Source organism: Actinoplanes sp. SE50/110, assembly GCF_900119315.1.
In the GTDB taxonomy this organism is placed as follows: Bacteria; Actinomycetota; Actinomycetes; order Mycobacteriales; family Micromonosporaceae; genus Actinoplanes.
Map to the genome: position 1 here is coordinate 8059942 of NZ_LT827010.1, position 17651 is coordinate 8077592.

12 protein-coding genes are annotated in these 17651 nt (G+C 73.2%); 2 read left to right on the plus strand and 10 right to left on the minus strand.

All coding sequences use genetic code 11. The features are described from left to right. Positions 1-76: 76 nt before the first annotated feature. The 7 genes from ACSP50_RS35940 to ftsY form a co-directional block, all read right to left on the minus strand. Positions 77-1120 (minus strand): class I SAM-dependent methyltransferase, encoded by a 1044-nt coding sequence (locus tag ACSP50_RS35940; RefSeq protein WP_014694242.1) that lies wholly within the window; start codon positions 1118-1120, stop codon positions 77-79. Positions 1121-1187: 67 nt separating this feature from the next. Next, positions 1188-3722, minus strand: coding sequence for a glycosyltransferase family A protein (locus ACSP50_RS35945; RefSeq protein WP_014694243.1), 2535 nt, complete (start codon positions 3720-3722; stop codon positions 1188-1190). 32 nt (positions 3723-3754) lie between these two features. Next, a complete protein-coding gene (locus ACSP50_RS35950; protein ID WP_014694244.1) occupies positions 3755-6025 on the minus strand; it encodes a [protein-PII] uridylyltransferase in 2271 nt (756 codons plus the stop codon). 4 nt (positions 6026-6029) lie between these two features. Continuing rightward, complete coding sequence (locus ACSP50_RS35955) at positions 6030-6368, minus strand: P-II family nitrogen regulator (RefSeq protein ID WP_014694245.1); 339 nt, start codon at positions 6366-6368, stop codon at positions 6030-6032. A gap of 35 nt (positions 6369-6403) precedes the next feature. Then, positions 6404-7768: an ammonium transporter gene (locus ACSP50_RS35960; RefSeq protein ID WP_014694246.1), complete on the minus strand. Its 1365-nt coding sequence runs from the start codon at positions 7766-7768 to the stop codon at positions 6404-6406. A gap of 179 nt (positions 7769-7947) precedes the next feature. Continuing rightward, positions 7948-8745, minus strand: coding sequence for an aminoglycoside phosphotransferase family protein (locus tag ACSP50_RS35965; RefSeq protein ID WP_014694247.1), 798 nt, complete (start codon positions 8743-8745; stop codon positions 7948-7950). 42 nt (positions 8746-8787) lie between these two features. Further along, the gene (gene ftsY, locus ACSP50_RS35970; RefSeq protein WP_043516227.1) at positions 8788-9936 is read right to left on the minus strand and encodes a signal recognition particle-docking protein FtsY; all 1149 of its coding nucleotides are present in this window, start codon (positions 9934-9936) and stop codon (positions 8788-8790) included. 113 nt (positions 9937-10049) lie between these two features. Here ftsY and ACSP50_RS35975 point away from each other — a divergent pair, with 113 nt between their 5' ends. Further along, entirely contained in the window at positions 10050-11729 is a 1680-nt protein-coding gene (locus ACSP50_RS35975; protein ID WP_014694249.1) for an alkaline phosphatase D family protein, read from the plus strand. Between the two features lie 43 nt (positions 11730-11772). Then, positions 11773-12294 carry a DinB family protein gene (locus tag ACSP50_RS35980; protein ID WP_014694250.1) on the plus strand — a complete coding sequence of 174 codons (522 nt, stop codon included), beginning with the start codon at positions 11773-11775 and terminating at the stop codon, positions 12292-12294. Here ACSP50_RS35980 and ACSP50_RS35985 read toward each other — a convergent pair. Genes ACSP50_RS35985 through smc form a run of 3 tightly spaced genes read right to left on the minus strand, consistent with a single transcriptional unit; the run spans position 12291 to position 17111 of the window. Continuing rightward, positions 12291-12881, minus strand: coding sequence for a hypothetical protein (locus ACSP50_RS35985; protein ID WP_080128132.1), 591 nt, complete (start codon positions 12879-12881; stop codon positions 12291-12293). The genes ACSP50_RS35980 and ACSP50_RS35985 overlap by 4 nt on opposite strands. Before the next feature lie 24 nt (positions 12882-12905). Further along, positions 12906-13523 carry an HAD family hydrolase gene (locus tag ACSP50_RS35990; RefSeq protein ID WP_014694252.1) on the minus strand — a complete coding sequence of 206 codons (618 nt, stop codon included), beginning with the start codon at positions 13521-13523 and terminating at the stop codon, positions 12906-12908. A gap of 6 nt (positions 13524-13529) precedes the next feature. Next, complete coding sequence (smc, locus tag ACSP50_RS35995) at positions 13530-17111, minus strand: chromosome segregation protein SMC (protein WP_014694253.1); 3582 nt, start codon at positions 17109-17111, stop codon at positions 13530-13532. Between the last annotated feature and the right edge of the window lie 540 nt (positions 17112-17651).

Below are 17651 nucleotides of genomic sequence, written 5' to 3' on the forward strand. Positions count from 1 at the left end.
AACGGCAGCGCGGGCCGACGGCGCGCGGCCGAACGGCAGCGCGGGCCGACGGCGCGCGGCCGAACGGTGGCGCGGGTCAGCGGGGCGCGGTAGCCGTAGCTGTGGTGAGTCTGGTGGAGCGGTCGTAGGAGAGAACGGCGTGGCGGCCGAGCAGCTCGCCTTCGCGGGCGAGGCCGTCGACGGCGGCCAGCCAGTTCTCGATGGCGGCCTGTTCATCGCTGCGGTTCGCGTCGTCGAAGACGATGGTGGCGCGGTCGGCGAGGCGGGGTTCGAGGACGGGCAGGGCGGGATACCGGCTGTCCGGGCCGACCGCGGCCGGCGGTCCGTCGACCAGCAGCAGGTCGACGCCGGTCAGGTCGTCGAGGGCGGCCGGGTCGTACCACGGGAAGGACCGCTCGCCCAGCTCGACCGGGGTGAGCGGGGCATCGCGGACCTCGGCGACCCCGGTCAGCCCGTGGGCCCGCAGCGCGGCGCGGGTGCGGGCGGCGTAGTCCGGGTCGTGGTCGAGGGAGATCAGCCGGCCGCCGACCTGTTCGAGCACGTAGGCGAGCCACACCGTGGACGTCCCGCTGCCCAGTTCGAGGACCAGCCGCGGCCGCCGGGTGCGGACCAGGAAGAGCAGCTCCAGCAGGTCGGTCGGGTTGAGCGCGAAGTCGCCGGAGGACGGCATCGGCGCGCGCGGGGTCAGCCCCTGGAAGAGCTGCACGGTCGCCTCCACCTCGCGGGGCACGGCGAACCGCAGGTCCCGGACACCGCGGTCGGCGATCCGCTGGACCCGGGCCACCGCGTCGAACAGTTCCCGGTGCCGGTCCTCGGTGTTGAGCCGCTGGCGTTCGACCGCGGACACCACCCGGCGCTGCGTCTGGTCGAGCACCACCCGCAGGTCGCGGATCTCCCGCCGGTCGGCCCGCATCCCGGCCAGCCGCAGGTTGACCCGGAGCACCCCGGCCACCGCCACCGCGAGCAGCAGCGCGAGCAGGCAGACCGCGATCCGGGCCGCGTCGTACACGGCGGCCACGGTGACCGCGGCGACCAGCAGCGAGGTGATCACCACGGCGCCGATGGTGAGCGGGCCGAGAGCCCGTGCCCGGCCGGCCAGCCGGCGTAGTTTGCGGACCATGGAACTGCCACCTCCCGTGCCTGCGCGCGGCCGCGGGGGCGACCACTCCATCCCCTAACGGCGCAACCTACGGAGCGTTACGCACCGCCGCCCCCGCCTCGGCCGGCAGCACCGGGGCCCCCGCGGCATCCGAAGCCGCGGCCCCCGCACCGACGACTCCCGAGGTGGCCGGGTCGGATGCCGCAGCACCCGGGTCGACGACTCCCGAGGTGGCCGGGTCCGATGCCGCAGCACCCGGGTCGACGACTCCCGAGGTGCCCGGGTCCGATGCCGCAGCACCCGAAATGTCCGGTGCCGGCTCCGAGGTGGTGGCTGACAGCAGCGCCGCCACCCGCGAGACGAACAGGGCCGGATCGTGGGCGGTGCGCAGCGTCGACCGGTCCTGGCGGAGTCGTTCGGCGGCCCGGTCCGGATCCGCCACGATCTGGGTGATGGCCCCCGCCACCCGGTCCGGGCGGCAGCGGAGCCCGACCGGGCCCGGGACCGTGGTCAGCACCACGCAGCCCATCGCCACGGCGTCCAGCACCGACCGCCGCGAGCCGACCGAGTCCAGGTAGAAGTCGAGCTGGGCCAGGAAGTCCAGCGACCTGAGGTCCGCGGTGCGGTAGACGAGCCGGCCGGCCGGCTGCCGGGGCAGGTGGACCCCGTCGGCGACCCGGATCCGGACGTCCATCCCGGTCAGCCGGTCCAGGAGGGCCAGCTGCCGCCGGTCGGTGATCTCGGCGCCGACCACCGGCCGTGCGGACGGCGACCGCCCCGGCAGGGACTGCGCCACAGCGACCGTGGGGAGGTCGAAATCGGTCAGCGGCAGCCTGGTGAGGGCCGCACGCAGGTCCGGCCCCTGCGGGCACCACAGCGGTTCGGCGCCGAGGACCGGCACCGGCCGCACCGCCCCGCTCGGCTCCTCGTCGACCAGCACCAGCACCCGGCCCGGACGCAGTCCACCTCCCGGAACGGTGGGCGACGCGGAGGGTGGGGACGGCGGGGAGAGGAGTTCGGCCGGGGGGAAGCGGAGCAGCTCGGCCTGCCGGATCAGCAGGAGGCCGCACTCGGCGTCGTCGGTGAGGGCGACCTGGCCGAGCCGCCCGGCGTTGACCCGGTCCTGGATGGTGCGGTGTACCGGGATCCGTTCCCGGGCGGGCCGCCGCCAGTCCTCCAGGTGCAGGACGGCTACCCGCATCCGGGCGGCGAGCAGGGCGTCGATCTCGGCGAGGGCGGACCGCTGGCTCTCGCCGAGGGTGCGCCAGTCGGCGGCGACGATCACGTCGTACGCGGCAATCGAAGGGTGAATCCGATCGGAGCGCAACAGGTGGGCGGGCGCCGGGAAGGGTCGGTTCGCGCCGTCGCGCGGCCGGTGGGCCGGGGTGGCGCCGGCCGCGATCCGGCGGTGCCAGGCGACGTAACCGGAGCGGTAGACGGCGCGGGCCGGGTGGATCCAGTAGGGCAGGATCTCGGCGCGCGACAGCGAGCCGCCGGAGAGCCGGATCAGCGCGAGGTGGATCGGCAGGTGGCGGACCGCGCGCGGGCCGAACGCGGCGACGATCCGCTCGATGTACTCGGAGTCGCCGCCCTTGCGGACCACATCGAGGTAGCCGACCCGGTCCAGGACCGGGGTGCGGCGCAGCAGCAGCGCGGACGGGTTGAGTTTGCCGCCGCGCCGGCCGAGCCGGGTGACCACGAGGTCGGCGGTGACCCGGCGCCCGTCGGAGGTGCAGGCGACCAGTCGCGGATCGGCCAGCAGCGGCGTGACCTGCAGCTCCAGGCGGCGCGGGTGGGACCAGTCGTCGGAGTCCTGGAAGGTGACGAAGTCGCCGGTGGCGGCGTCCAGCCCGGCGTTGCGGGCCACGTAGGTGCCGGCGTTGACGTTCTGCCGCAGCAGCCGCACCCGCGGGTCGAGCGCCACCGCGCGCCGCAGCACGTCGTCGAATCCGGGCCCGGAGGCGTCGTCGACGAGCAGGATTTCGAGGTTGCGCCAGGACTGCCGGACGATCGACCGGACGGCGGTGAGCAGACCCTCGTCCGGCCGGTACGCGGTGACCACCACGCTGATCTTCTCCGGCCGCTCGATCGGCGCCGGCGCGGCCGTGGTCAGCCGGTCGAAGGGCGGCAGGTCGGCCCGGTCGTCCAGGCGGACCGCGGGCTCCGGCAGCCCCTCGGTGAAGCGCCGCAGCCACCGTCGCACCGACCGGCCGGGATGCCGGAACGGGTTGGCCAGGTCGGTGGCGATCTCCCGGCGCACCTGCCGGTCCACCCGCATCCGGGCGGACCCGGCCAGCTGGGCGTAGACGGCGCGCTGCCGGGGTGGCACCGCCCGTGGGCCGAGCAGCTCGAAGAGGGCCAGCGCGTCGGCCCGGTCGCCGGGCAGCACGTCCTGCAGCGCGATGATCTGCGCGAGCATCGCCAGCCGGGCGGGTTGCACCGCCCAGCCCCGTTCGCGCAGCCAGTCGCGGCGCCCGGCACGGGCGGCGGCCAGCAGCTGGCTCAACGTGCCGGTGCCGCGCAGCCCGGCATAGGCCAGCTCGTCGCGGAGGCCGACGGCGCGGTTGCGCACCGCGGCGGCGACCAGCGTCGCCGGTTGTTCGTCCAGCAGTGACCCGATCATCGGGTTCTACAACGGTCGTCGCGGCCCGCCGGTTACACCGCGGTCAGCACGGCGTCGCGCACCCGGTCCCGTTCGCTGTCCGACGACCAGTCGCCGACCAGGTAGAACGCGTCGACCACGTCGCCGCCGAGGGTGGAGATGCGGGCCGCCCGGATTTCCGCACCGGCCTCGTCCAGCGCCGCGGTCACCCGGTAGAGCAGGCCCGGCGAGTCGGCGGCGCGCAGCTCCAGGACGACCGCGCCGGTGGCCGCGGCCCGCTGCCAGATCACCTTCGGTTCGGCGGTGCCACCGCGGGCGCTCATCGCCCGGGCCCGCACCCGCTGGGTCACCGAGACGTCCCCCGACGCGACGCGGCGCAGGTCGGCGGCGAGCGCGACCGGCTCGTACGGCGTCCCGTACCGCGGCTGGGTGAGGAATTCGACGATCGCCCGCCCGTCCACCGTGCCGGTGTTCGCCGCGACCACGTCCAGCCGGTGCATGGCGAGGCAGGCGGCCACCCCGGCGAGCAGGCCGCGACGGTCGGCCGCGGCCACCGACACCCGGTCGCCGTCCAGGTGCACCACCGGCAGGGTGCCGCTGAGCAGTTCCGGATCGGGTTCCGGCGGCTCCGGCAGGGCGCCGGTGTCCAGCGCGGTGTGCACCCGGCGGACCAGCTCGGCCATCAGCCGGCCCTTCCAGTCCGACCAGGCGGCCGGGCCGGTGGCCATCGAGTCGGCCCGGGCCAGCGCGTGCAGCAGGTCCAGGGTGGCCGGGTCGCCGACCTGCTCGGCAACCGTGGAGATGGTCTTCGGGTCGCTCAGGTCGCGGCGGGTGGCGATGTCGGGCAGCAGCAAGTGCAGCCGGACCATCCGTTCGACGGTGGCCACGTCGGCCGGTGGCAGGCCGATCCGGGTGGCGATGTCCGCGGCGATCGGGGCGCCGACGAGGCTGTGGTCGCCGGGCAGGCCCTTGCCGACGTCGTGCAGGAAGGCACCGATCAGCAGCAGGTCGGGGCGGTCCACCTCACGGGCGTGCCGGGTCGCCTCGTAAGCGGTCTGCACCAGGTGCCGGTCCAGGGTGAACCGGTGGATCGGGTGGTGCTGCGGCAGGCTGCGCATCCGGGCCCACTCGGGCAGCCAGGCGTCGATCAGCCCGTACCGGTCGCAGGTCTCCCAGGCCGGGAGCAGGCCGGGGCCGGCGCCGAGCAGCGAGACCAGGGCGGCGCGGGCGGCGGCCGGCCACGGGGTGGGCAGCGGCGGGCAGAACGCGGCCAGCCACTCGCAGGTGGCCCGGGCGATCGGCAATTGCACGGTGGCGGCCGCGGCGGCCACCCGCAGGGACAGGCTGGGGTCGGGGACCGGGCCGATCGCGGTGCGGGCCAGCACGAGTTCGCCGTCCTGCTCGACCACGTCCCGGGCGACCGGGCGGCGCGACGGTGCGGACGGGATGCCGCCACGGCGGCGGGTGCCGCGCAACCGGTCGATCGCCCGCCAGGCGTCGTCGACCGCGTGCGCGACGGTCCGCGCGTCGCCGGAGACGCGGCGCAGCAGGGCGTCCGGATCCTCGATCTCCAGCAGGCCGGCGACCGCGCCGCGTTCCTGGGCGACCAGCCGGTCGACGCGACGGCCGACGGCCAGGTGCAGGGCGTCCCGGGTGTCGAGCAGCCGCAGGGTGGCGGCGCGCACCGCGGGACGCATGGTGTCGGCGATCCCGGCCCGGCCGACGCCGCGCAGCAGGGTGACGTCGCGCAGCCCCCCGGCCGCCTCCTTGAGGTCGCCTTCGAGCAGGAAGGCCAGTTCGCCGTGGCTCGCCCAGCGGGTCTCGGTGAGCTCCTTGAGCTGCGGCATCAGGCGTACGGCGGTGCGCCGCCACTGGTCGCCGGTGGCCGCGATCAGCTCGGCGGAGAGTGTCTCGTCGCCGGCCACGTGCCGGGCGTCGAGCAGCCCGAGCGCGACCTTGACGTCGTCGTGGGCGACCGACAGCGCCTCGGGCAGGGTGCGCACCGAGTGGTCGAGGCCGAGCCGGGCGTCCCAGATGGGATACCACAGCGCGGCGGCGATCCGGTCGATGCCGGCCACCCCGCGGTGCACCAACACCAGGTCGAGGTCGCTGTACGGCGCGCAGTCGCGCCGACCGAGCCCGCCCACCGCGAGCAGGCTGACGCCGGGCAGGTGACTGGGGAACAGCTGACGCAGCCAGACGTCGAGAGCCGCGGCGCGCTCGTCGCGTGCCGCGGCCCCGATGTGGTCGCGCAGTTTGTCGAGCGAGCCACCGGCCGTCGGCCGTGCGGGCGGGGCCGGGGGCTCACTCAACGGGTTGGTCATGGGATCAGAGGGCGTCGAGGCCGCGCTCGCCGGTGCGGACCCGGATGACGTCGTCGACTGTCGTCACCCAGACCTTGCCGTCGCCGATCTTGCCGGTCCGGGAGGCGGTCACCACCGCGTCGACGATCTTCTCCACGTCGATCTCGTCGGTGATCACCTCCACCTTGATCTTGGGGAGGAACTCGACGGTGTACTCGGCGCCCCGGTACACCTCGGTGTGGCCCTTCTGCCGGCCGTATCCCTGCACCTCGCTCACGGTCAGCCCGGCGACGCCCAGGGCGTGCAGAGCCTCCTTCACCGCGTCGAGCTGGTACGGCTTGATGACCGCGGTCACCAGCTTCATGCTCAGTCCTTCCACTTCAGCAGCCATGAGTGAGATTAACCGGCGACCTTCTGGCTGGTGTCAGCCTTCCCGTCGGCGTCGACCGTCCTGGCCGCCCCGAGGCCCGCCAGGGCGAAGGCGCTGCCGCCACCGGACCCGGCGGCCGGGGTGAAGTCGTACGCGCTCTCGCCGTGGTCGGCGATGTCGATGCCGCCGATCTCCGCCTCGGTGCTGACCCGCAGCAGCTTGATCGCCTTCAGGACGTAGGCGATCAGGGCCGCCACGACCAGGGAGAACACGGTGACCGCGGCGCTGCCGACGAACTGCCGGCCGAGCTGGGTGAAGCCGCCGCCGTAGAAGAGGCCGTCCTTGGCGCCGAGCGCGCTGGAGATCGCGCTGTTGGCCTTGTTGGTGGCGAACAGGCCGATGGAGAGCGAGCCGATCCAGCCACCGACGAAGTGGACGCCGACCACGTCGAGCGAGTCGTCGTAGCCGAAGCGGTACTTCAGGCCGACGGCCAGGGCGCAGACCGCACCGGCGACCAGGCCGAGCAGCACGGCCGGCAGCGGGGCGATGAAGCCACAGGCCGGGGTGATCGCGACCAGGCCGGCGACGGCGCCGGAGGACGCGCCGACCAGGGTCGGCTTCTTGTCCCGGATCCACTCGACGGCGACCCAGCCGACCAGCGCGGCGGCGGTGGCGAGCTGCGTGTTGACGAACGCGACACCGGTGACGCTGTCGACGGTCAGCTCGGAGCCGGCGTTGAAGCCGAACCAGCCGAACCAGAGCAGGCCGGCACCGAGGGCGACGAACGGGACGTTGTGCGGGCGCATGTTGTCCCGCGGCCAGCCGACCCGCTTGCCGAGGACCAGGATCACACCGAGCGCCGCGGCGCCGGCGTTGATGTGCACCGCGGTACCACCGGCGAAGTCGAGGGCGTGCAGTTTCGCCCCGATCCAGCCACCGCCCCAGACCCAGTGGGCCACCGGGACGTAGACGACGGTGAACCAGCCGATGGCGAAGAGCACCCAGCCGCCGAACTTCAGGCGATCCGAGAGGGAGCCGCTGATCAGGGCGACCGTGATGATGGCGAACATCATCTGGAAGGCCATGAAGACGTAGACCGGGATCTTCGTGGTGCCCCAGAGGTCACCGGCCCAGCTGATGTCGGTGCCGCCGTACTGGGTGAGGTTGCCGATGATGTTGTTCAGGCGGGCGTTGCCGCTGGCGCCGAACGAGAGGCTGAAGCCGTAGAGCGCCCACAGAATCGAGACGATCCCGATGCTGGAGAAGCTCATCATCATCATGTTCAGGGTGCCCTTGGACCGGTTGAGGCCACCGTAGAAGAGCGCCAGGCCGGGGGTCATGAGCAAAACGAGTGCAGACGACAGGAGCAACCACGCGGTATTACCGGTGTCCATCGCTCTGCCTCCTCTCGGATCAGGTGTCCTCTCCAACACGCGACCGAGGGGCAGCTTCGCCGTGTCGGCCGGTTCGACGCAGACTGTGTCGGCTGGCTGTTTCGAGCACGGTCTACGCGCGATTTCCGGCGCGTCACGGGTTGTTTCCGACGTGTGAAGAAACTCTCACAAGCCGTTGATCACCGGAGGGCGTACTCCAGGGTGTGCCGTTCGTAATCCAGCAACCGGAGATCCCGCATCGGCCTGCGTAGATGTCCTTTGTGCACGATCCGGACGAAGGCCGGGTCGCCGGCGGCCGCCATCCGGCGGATTCCCTCGACGTGGTCGACGATCCGTTTCCTTATGGTGCGGACCAGCCGGTGCCGGTCGCGCGGGATCAGCCCGTAGGCGTCGGCGAACAGCCGCAGGCGGCGCGGCCGGTTCGGCCGTTTCCAGCCCAGCGTGTACGAATCCCGGTCGCTGAACAGCGGGACCCAGGTCCACGCGGCGTAGGCCACGTCGTAGATCCGGGAGCCGGGCGAGGCCAAGTCGAAGTCGATCAGCGCGAGCGTGCCGTCCGGCCGCCAGACCACGTTATGCGGGGCGGCGTCGTGGTGACAGATCACCTCGGTGTCCGGCGGCGGCGGGCCGAACGAGCGCCAGACCGCGCCGGGCGGGGGCACGAAGCCGTACTGCGCGTCGTGGAACATCCGCAGCATGGTGGCGACCGTGACCAGCGCCTCCTCGGTCACCCAGTGCGGGGCCAGCGGATACTCCCCGCACTCGCCGTCGAGGTAGGTGAGCACCTCGCGGCCCTTCTCGTCCATGCCCAGCGCGCTGGGCGAGCCGGTGAACCCGACCCGCTCCAGATGGTTGAGCAGCGCGTGGACGGCGGGCGTCCACGGTCCGGCGTTACGCCGGACCGTGTCACCGACCCGGGACACCGTGCTGACGTTGCCACCGTGCAGCGGTATCTCGCGCAGCGGCTCCTGCGTCACCCACGGCCTCCCTGAGAAATGTCCGGTGAAACAGGACCGAGCCTACGCGGTCTCCCCAAGGAGGGCCTCGACGAAGGCCGCGGGTTCGAACGGCGCCAGATCGTCCGGGCCCTCGCCCAGGCCCACCAGCTTGACCGGAATACCCAGCTTGCGCTGGACCGCGATGACGATTCCGCCCTTCGCGGTGCCGTCCAGCTTGGTCAGCACCACCCCGGTGACATCCACCACCTCGGTGAACACCCGGGCCTGCTCCAGCCCGTTCTGCCCGGTCGTGGCGTCCAGCACCAGCAGCGTCTCGTCGACCGGACCGTGCTTCTCCACCACCCGCTTGACCTTGCCGAGCTCGTCCATCAGGCCGACCTTGTTCTGCAGCCGGCCGGCGGTGTCCACCAGCACGGTGTCGATCCCGGTGTCGATGCCCCGCTTGACCGCGTCGAACGCGACACTGGCCGGGTCGCCGCCCTCCGGCCCGCGGACCGTCTCCGCGCCGACCCGCTCGCCCCAGGTGGCCAGCTGCTCGGCAGCCGCGGCGCGGAACGTGTCGGCCGCGCCGAACAGCACGGTCCGGCCGTCGGCGATCAGCACCCGGCCGATCTTGCCGCAGGTGGTGGTCTTGCCGGCGCCGTTGACCCCGACCACCATGACCACCGCGGGGCGGCCGTCGTGCGGGGCGGTCCGCAGGCTGCGGTCCAGATCCGGTTCGAGGGCCGCGACCAGCTCCTCGACGAGCTGCTCGCGCACCCCGGCGACGGTCCGGGTGCCGAGGACCCGGACCCGCTCCCTGAGCCGCGCGACGATCACCTGGGTGGCCTCGACGCCGACGTCCGCGGTGATCAGGCTGTCCTCGATCTCCTCCCAGTCGTCGTCCTCCAGGTGGTCCCGGGAGAGGACGCTGAGCAGACCCCGGCCCAGGGCGGTCTGCGAGCGGGCCAGCCGGGCCCGCAGCCGGACCAGACGGCCGGCGGTCGGCTCGGGCGTCTCGACGACCGGCGCCGGCGGCTCCTGAACCACCTCGACCGGCTCGACCGGCTCGACCGGCTTCTCGATGAGCGGCGGCAGCTCCTGTTCCGCGGGCACCTGCGGAACCGTCGGCGGCGGAAGCTCCTTGCGGCGCATCCGGGGCACGACCAGTCCCACCGCGCCCACGACCAGGACGACCAGCAGGATCAATGCGGTGACCACGTATTCCATGCCGAAATCCTGACAGATGCGCCGCCCGGCCGTGGCGTGGGCCACGTACTGGCGATTCGGGGTGGTCATTGGGAAGGATGTGGGCACCCCCAGACCATTGGAAGGCCGGTGCCGTGACCGCGCAACTCCTCATCGGGCCCGTGCTCCGCCGGGTCGTCGCCGATCGCGCGACGATCTGGGTGGAGACGAGCGCCCCCGCGCAGGTGCGGGTCGAGACCGACGGCGGCGCCGCCGGGTCCGCCCCGACCTTCTCGGCGTACGGGCACCACTACGCCCTGGTGGTGGTCGGCGGGCTCGCCCCGGACGCCGCGCACGCGTACCGGGTGCTGCTCGACGACCGTGAGGTGTGGCCGGTCGCCGGCACGCCGTACCCGCCCTCGGTGATCCGTACCCGGGCCGCCGACGACGCCGCGCAGCCGGTCAGCCTGCTCTACGGCTCGTGCCGGCAGGCCACCCCGCAGGCCACCGGGCGGCAGCTGCCGCCGGACGCGCTGGACGCGTACGCGCGGCGCCTGATGGCCGAGCCGGAGCACCGCCCCGACCTGCTGGTGCTGCTCGGCGACCAGGTGTACGCCGACGAGACCTCGCACAAGGTGCGCCGGTTCCTGCGCCGGCGCCGCGCGGCCGGGCACGACGGGCCGGCCGACCAGGTGGTCACCTTCGAGGAGTACACGAAGCTCTACCTGGAGTCGTGGCGCGACCCGGAGGTGCGCTGGCTGTTCTCCACCGTGCCCAGCGTGATGATCTTCGACGACCACGAGCTGATCGACGACTGGAACACCTCGGCGTCCTGGCGGGCCGACATGGCCCGGCAGCCGTGGTGGCGGGAGCGGATCGCCGGCGGGCTCGGCTCCTACTGGGTCTATCAGCACCTGGGCAACCTGAGCCCGGACCAGCTGGACGCCGACCCGCTGTTCCAGAAGGTGTCGGTCGCCGGAGACGCCACCGACCTGCTGCGCGAGTTCGGGCTGGCGGTCGACGACCCGGGCTCGGCGGAGAACACCGACGTGCCCTACCAGTGGAGCTTCGCGCTGGACCTGGGCCGCACCCGGCTGGTGGTGCTGGACAACAGGTGCAACCGGGTGCTCACCCCGGGCGCCCGGGCGATGCTGCCGGCCGCCGAGTGGGACTGGTTCCTCGACCAGGCCCACGGCGACTACGACCACCTGGTGATCGGCTCCTCGCTGCCGTGGCTGATGCCGCCCGCCATCCACCACCTGGAGGCGTGGAACGAGGCGATCACCGAGTCCTGGAGCCCGCGCTGGGCGGCCTTCGGGGAGAAGGTGCGGCGCGCCTTCGACCTGGAGCACTGGGCCGCGTTCGGCAAGTCGTTCGCGGCGCTCGGCGAGCTGTTCCGGCGGCTCGGTGAGGGCGGCGTGGGCGCGCCCGGGCACCGGGTCGGCGCCGGTGGGGCGTACGCGGCGCCCGCGTCGATCAGCGTGCTCTCCGGGGACGTGCACCACTCGTACGTGGCCCGGGCCGACTTCGGGCACGCCATGGCCACCCCGGTGATGCAGCTGACCTGTTCCCCGATCCACAACGAGGTGCCCCTGCCGCTGCGCCCGCTGATGCGGGTCAGCTGGCTGCCACCGGTCGCCCGGGTCGCCCGTGGGCTGGCCCGGTCGGCCGGGGCGGCCAAGCCGCTGATCCGGTGGAAACGGCTCTCCGGGCCGTACTTCGGCAACGCGATCGGCACGCTGATCCTGGACGGCGCCACCGCGCGGACCCACATCGAGGGCACCACCAAGGACGGGCGGCTGCACGAGGTGGTGGCGACCACGTACCGGCCGTGAAATCGGGGTGCGGTGGGCGCCGGGCTGCGCCAGGATGGCGTCGATGACTACCTGGACCGCGCCCGAGGCGCACCGCGTACCCGAACCGCACACCGGCGACGAGCGCGCCATGCTCCAGGGCTGGCTCGACTATCACCGGCAGACGCTGCTGCTCAAGTGCGCCGGCCTGACCGCCGAGCAGCTCAAGCTGGCCAGCGCCGAGCCGTCCCGGCTGACCCTGCTCGGCCTGGTCCGGCACATGACCGAGGTGGAGCGCTGGTGGTTCCGCAACCGCACGCTGCAGGACCCCACGGTGGGCGACGTCTACTGCACCGACGACAACCAGGACGGCGACTTCGACGACGTGCCGGGGGCGAACGCGGAGGCCAACTTCGCCGCCTTCCTCGCCGAGATCGAGGTGTGTGACGCGGCCGTGGCCGAGCTGCCGCTGGAGCACGAGTTCCCGGGCCGGCGCGGGCCGATCAGCCTGCGCTGGGTGTACACCCACATGATCGAGGAGTACGCCCGGCACAACGGCCACGCCGACCTGCTCCGCGAGCGGATCGACGGCGTCACCGGCAGTTAGGCGGGGCCCTGGTCGCGGACGGAGAAGGCGGTCATCGCGTCGCCCTCGCCGCTCTCCTGCACCACCAGCGGGCCGCCGTCGGTGGCGGCGAAGGCGTAGAGACCGTTCACCTCGATCAGCACACCCTTGCCGTCGTGCGCCAGCGGGAAGGTGAAGATCTGATCGTGCTGGGCCGGGTCGCAGGGCGCCGTCTTGAGCCGCAGCGCGCTGCCCCTGCCCGGCGAGTGCACCTGCAGGCAGGACTGCTCGCCGGTCGCCGTCTTCAGCAGGAACCGGCCGGCGCCCGGCGTGGTCTCGGTGACCACGAACAGCGCCTGGTCGACGAGATGGTCGGTGAGCACCACGACCCCGTCCGCGCCGACGGTGAGCATCCACCGGCCGCCGGACTGCACGGTCGCGAAGGTGAGCTGCCGCCCCGGCTGGATCCGGTCACCCGGGCCGACCGGCGCGAAGCCGGCCGGCGCCGGGCCGCTTCCCGCCGGCGCCGGGGTGCCGGCGGTGTACAGCGGCTCGCCGTCGTGGGCGACGTCGCACGCCGCCACACCCAGGAGCAGGAGCACCGCGGTCAAGCCGCGAAAAGCCGACATGCGCCCCATCGTTCCGGATTCCGGTCACGAATCGATGTCGAGCGCTTTCCGGAGATACGGCACATGCTCGGTACCGGCCCACCGATATCCGGACAGACCGGCCGACCGCGCGCCCCGGATCACCCGGTCGTCATCGTCGACGAAGAGCACCTGCCCGGGGGGTACGCCGATGGCCTGGCACGCCTGCTCGAAGTACTCCGGTGCGGGCTTGTGCACCTTCATCTCCCACGAGCTGAGCACCACGTCCACCTCGGCGGTCAGACCGAGCGCGTCGAGGTCGGCGCGCAGCCGGTCGGTGGCGTTGGTGGCCAGCCCGACCGGGCGGCCGGCGGCGCGCACCCCGCGGACGAACTCCAGCGCGTCCGGGTCCACCTCGCCGAGCCGGGCCGGCTGCCACTCGGCCACCGCGGCGGCCGCCTCGGCGGGCTCCAGCGGCAGCCGGTCGGCGACCAGCCGCATCCACTCCTCGTCGGTGATCTCGCCGGCCATCGCGGGCCGGTAGATGTCCCACGACATCGCAGTCTCCAGCAGGGCGGCCGGTTTCAGCCCGTACCTCACCTCGACGGCGATCATCGGGGCCGGGTCGAAGCGGCGCAGCACGCCGTCCAGGTCGATGAGCAGGGCCCGGGCGCGGTCGCGCATTCTCTTCTAATCCTCCGTGTCGCGGTTGAGCCGCTGACTGATCACCTGCGTGACGCCGGCTCGCATGGTGACGCCGTAGAGGGCGTCCGCGACCTCCATGGTCCGCTTCTGGTGCGTGATGATCAGCAGCTGGCTCTTCTCCCGAAGTTGCTGGAAGAGCGTAATCAACCGGCCGAGGTTGACGTCGTCGAGGGCCGCCTCGACCTCGTCCATGATGTAGAACGGCGAGGGCCGGGCCCGGAAGATCGCGCACAGCATGGCGACCGCGGTCAGCGAGCGCTCCCCACCGGAGAGCAGCGACAACCGCTTGATCTTCTTGCCCGGCGGCCGGGCCTCCACCTCGACACCGGTGGTCAGCATGTCCTCCGGGTCGGTCAGGATCAGCCGGCCCTCACCGCCCGGGAACAACACCTGGAAGACCTGCTGGAACTCGCGGGCGGTGTCCTCGAACGCCGAGGTGAACACCTCGAGGATCCGGTCGTCCACGTCCTTGACCACGGTGAGCAGGTCCTTGCGGGTCGCCTTCAGGTCCTCCAGCTGGTCGGAGAGGAACTTGAAACGCTCCTCCAGCGCGGCGAACTCCTCCAGCGCCAGCGGGTTGACCTTGCCGAGCATGGTCAGGTCGCGTTCCGCCTTGTTCGCCCGCTTCTCCTGAGTGGCCCGGTGGAACGGGACCGGCTCCGGCGCCGGCTTGCCGTCCCGCTCCGCGGCGGCCACCTCGGCCTGGGTCGGCGGCACCGGCTGCTCCGGGCCGTACTCGGTGATCAGGGTGTCCACGTCGAGCGAGAAGTCCTCGGCCGCCTTGACCTCCAGCTGCTCGATCCGCATCCGCTGCTCGGCCCGGGCCATCTCGTCCCGGTGCACCTCACTGGTCAGCCGCTCCAGCTCGGTGACCAGGCGCTTCGCGGTGGCGCGGACCTCCTGCAGCTCGGCCTCGCGACTGGTTCGCTCGTGCGCGATCCGGTCCCGGGTCTCGGCCGCGGCGACCAGCGATCCGGTCAACCGGGCCAGCGCGGTGCCCGCCCCGGCCGCGACCGCCCGCGCGATCTCCGCACCCCGGGCCCGGGCCGCCCGGCGGGCCGCCGCCCGCTCCCGGGCCTGCCGCTCCTGGTTCGCCTGACGCAGCAGCGAATCGGCCCGCCCGGCGATCGACGAGACCCGCTCCTCGGCGGTGCGGACCGCGAGGCGGACCTCCATCTCGTTCTGCCGGGCCTGCGGCACCAGCGCGGCCAGCCGGTCGCGCTCCTCGGTCGACGGTTCCTCGTCGATCGGGGTGTCCTCGGCCAGCCGCAGCCGCTCCTCCAGCTCGGCCACCCGCATCAGGTCGGCCTCCCGGGCCGCCTCCGCCTTCTGCCGGGACGCGCCGAGCCGCTCGCTCTCCGCCCTCGCCGAGCGGGCCGCGGCGCCCAACTCGGCCAGCCGGCGGGCGGCCGCGTTGCGCTCGCCCTCGGCGGCCCGCTTCGCCTGGGCCGCGACCTGCACCGCCTGCTTGAGCTCGGCGACCTGGGCCCGGACCTCGGACAGCTGCTCCTTGAGCTCGGCGATCCGCTCCTCGGCGGCGGCCCGACCGGCCTTCGCCTCGTCGACCGCGGCCTGCACCTCGATGTAGCTCGTCGCCTTCGCCGAACCGCCGGCCGCGGCCCAGGCCCCGAGCACGTCGCCCTCCGGGGTGACCGCGCGCAGCTCGGCGTTCCCGGCGATCAGTGTGGCGGCCGCGGCCAGATCCGGCACCAGCACCACGTCCCGCAGGGCGCGGTTGAGCGCCGGGCGGATCTGCTCGGGGCAGTCGATCACGTCGGGCGCCCACAGGGCACCCTCCGGCAACGCCGGACGCAAGGCGTCCAGCGATCCCTGCATACCGGGCCCGGCCGGCGCGGCGATGACCAGCGCGGCCCGGCCGGCATCCGCGATCTTCAGCGTACGGACGGCCTCGACCGCCTCGTCCAGACTCGCCAGCGCCACCGCGTCGGCGAGCGTGTCCAAGGCCGCGGAGAGCGCCGTCTCGTATCCCGGCCGCACCGAGAGCATCGACGCCAGACTGCCCAGCAGACCCGGCACCTGACCGGCCTTGGCCAGCAGCGCGCCGGCGCCGTCCTTACGCTTGAGGCCGAGCGCCAGCGCCTCCTCGCGGGCCTTGAGGCTGGCCGCGTCCTTCTCCGCGGCCCGCTCCGCGTCGGACAGCTCGCGGACCACGGCGGCCGCCTTGTCGTGCGCGGCCACCGCCTCGTCGTGCCGGGCGTCCAGATCGGCGTTGTCCCGGTCGGCGTCCGACGACTCGGCGGCGACCACGTCGACCTCGGCCTGTGCCGCCTCGGCCCGCATCAGCGCGTCCTCGTGCGCGGCGGCCAGCCGCTCGATCTCCTCGGCCGCGCTGGACGTCCGGGCCCGCGCCGCGTTCACGTTGCCGACCAGCTTGGCCAGACCCTCGCGGCGGTCGGCGATCGCCTTCGCGGCGGCGCGCAGCTCACCCTCGGCCGCGGCCAGCTGCCGCTCCAGGTCCTGCCGGTGCTCGACCGCCTCGGCCAGCCGCATCTGGTCGTCGGTGAGCGCCTCGCGGAGCTCCTCCTCCTGCTCGCGGACCCGCTCCGCCTCGGCCTCCAGCATGTCCGGGTCCCGGCCCGGCCGCTCGTCGTCCGGGGTGGCGGCCAGGTGCCGCAGCCGCTCGGTGGCCAGCTGCTCCGTCGACCGGAACCGCTCCTGCAGGGTGGACAGCTTGTACCAGGTGTCCTGCGCGGCCTGCAGCAGGGGCGCGTCCTCGGCGTGCGCGAACTCCAGGTCGGCCAGCATCCGCTGGACCTCCCGGTTCTCCGCCTCCACCTCGGCGCGGCGGTCCTTCATCGCCGCCTCGTCGGCGATCTCCCGGTCCAACGTCGTACGCAGGGTGAAAAGGTCGTCGGCGAGCAGCCGCAGCCGCGCGTCGCGCAGATCGGCCTGGATGCCCGCGGCCCGGCGCGCCACCTCGGCCTGCCGGCCCAGCGGCTTGAGCTGGCGGCGCAACTCGGCGGTCAGGTCGTTCAACCGGTTCAGGTTGACCTGCATCGCGTCGAGCTTGCGGACCGCCTTCTCCTTGCGCTTACGGTGTTTCAGGACCCCGGCCGCCTCCTCGATGAACGAGCGGCGATCCTCCGGCTTCGCGTGCAGCATCGCGTCCAGCCGGCCCTGGCCGACGATGATGTGCATCTCCCGGCCGATGCCGGAGTCGCTGAGCAGTTCCTGGATGTCGAGCAGGCGGCAGGAGTTGCCGTTGATCTCGTACTCGCTGGCGCCGTCCCGGAACATCCGCCGGGTGATCGACACCTCGGTGTAGTCGATCGGCAGCGCGCCGTCGTTGTTGTCGATGGTCAGCGTCACCTCGGCCCGCCCCAGCGGCGCCCGGCCGGCCGTGCCGGCGAAGATGACATCCTCCATCTTGCCGCCGCGCAGCGCCTTCGCCCCCTGCTCGCCCAGCACCCAGGCGATGGCGTCGACGACGTTGGACTTGCCGGACCCGTTGGGCCCCACCACACAGGTGATGCCCGGTTCCAGCCGCAACGTGGTGGCGGACGCGAAGGACTTGAAGCCCTTCACCGTCAGGCTCTTGAGGTGCACGGATCTCCGAGGGTCGGCAGTCTGCTGAAGGTCGGCAATCTTTCTCCGGTTCGGCGGACTTCCACAAGATGGTCAGCGGTGTGCCTTGCCGGTGGTCAACGGTCTCCTGCTGGGTGGCAGGCTACCCGCACGGGTTGCGTGAGGCACCGCTACGGCGCGCCCGACTCCGCGCGCCACCCGGAATATCCACCCTTTCCCCCGCACGGCGCGCTCCGCGCGCGGCATCCCGGGGCACCTTCACCGCACCACCGACGCCGGCACTCCGCACCGCGGGAGTGCACCCGGCGCGATCCCGCCAAGCCGGGTTCCTCCAGCACGCCGCAGCCCGGCACCGGCGGCGCGCCGTGCCCGCGGGGCGTGTTACCGCGCACGCCGTCCGATCCGTGCCCGCATGGCGCATACCGCGCGCCCCAATCGGATCCGGCGGCGCGCCCGGCGACCGGATCGCGGCCCGTGTCGCCGGCATCTTCGGTGGCGGCCGGCGCAACGGGACTGCCACTGTTCGGCTCCGCCCGCGGAAGGGGCGGTTGCGGTTCTCGA

Coding starts and splice junctions, on each gene's coding strand:
- ACSP50_RS35940 (WP_014694242.1), bottom strand. CDS start 1,120: ATGGTCCGCAAACTACGCCGGCTGGCCGGCCGGGCACGGGCTCTCGGC.
- ACSP50_RS35945 (WP_014694243.1), bottom strand. CDS start 3,722: ATGATCGGGTCACTGCTGGACGAACAACCGGCGACGCTGGTCGCCGCC.
- ACSP50_RS35950 (WP_014694244.1), bottom strand. CDS start 6,025: ATGACCAACCCGTTGAGTGAGCCCCCGGCCCCGCCCGCACGGCCGACG.
- ACSP50_RS35955 (WP_014694245.1), bottom strand. CDS start 6,368: ATGAAGCTGGTGACCGCGGTCATCAAGCCGTACCAGCTCGACGCGGTG.
- ACSP50_RS35960 (WP_014694246.1), bottom strand. CDS start 7,768: ATGGACACCGGTAATACCGCGTGGTTGCTCCTGTCGTCTGCACTCGTT.
- ftsY (WP_043516227.1), bottom strand. CDS start 9,936: ATGGAATACGTGGTCACCGCATTGATCCTGCTGGTCGTCCTGGTCGTG.
- ACSP50_RS35980 (WP_014694250.1), top strand. CDS start 11,773: ATGACTACCTGGACCGCGCCCGAGGCGCACCGCGTACCCGAACCGCAC.
- ACSP50_RS35985 (WP_080128132.1), bottom strand. CDS start 12,881: ATGTCGGCTTTTCGCGGCTTGACCGCGGTGCTCCTGCTCCTGGGTGTG.
- ACSP50_RS35990 (WP_014694252.1), bottom strand. CDS start 13,523: ATGCGCGACCGCGCCCGGGCCCTGCTCATCGACCTGGACGGCGTGCTG.